Here is a 426-nt window from a genome sequence, read left to right as displayed (position 1 = left end):
GCTTTGCAGCGTCATCGCATCGTCCGCCGCAATGTGGTAAAAGCACTGCATGGCCGATGCGAGCACCAACACATTCTTCGCCGACGTCCCGGACTTCACCGCCTTCGAAGGGGTGACGGACACTGCCAACTATCGCCCTTTGCCGGATGACTGGGCGCTGGTGACCGGCGATATCGTCAACTCGACGGGTGCGATCGCTGCCGGGAATTACAAGCAGGTCAACATGTCCGGCGCCAGCATCATCTCCGCTGTGCTCAATGCTCTCGATCATGCCGACCTGCCTTTCGTCTTCGGCGGCGACGGTGCGCTGGTGGCGATCCCGCCCGCAGGCATCGACAAAGCGCGGTCGGAAGTTGCCGCAGTGCGCACCTGGGTCACCGAGGAAATGGGCCTGGAAATGCGCGCGGCGATCGTGCCGCTGAAGGA

1 protein-coding gene is annotated in these 426 nt (G+C 62.7%); it reads left to right on the top strand.

The features are described 5' to 3' along the window. Positions 1–49: 49 nt before the first annotated feature. A partial coding sequence (locus AC1D0P_RS30255) for a DUF3095 family protein (protein ID WP_477680108.1) occupies positions 50–426 on the top strand: 377 nt, incomplete at its 3' end.

It is taken from the genome of Polaromonas sp. P1_G2 (genome assembly GCF_056405515.1).
Note: the sequence above shows the minus strand (reverse complement) of the source record. Positions and strands in the feature narration are given on the sequence as shown.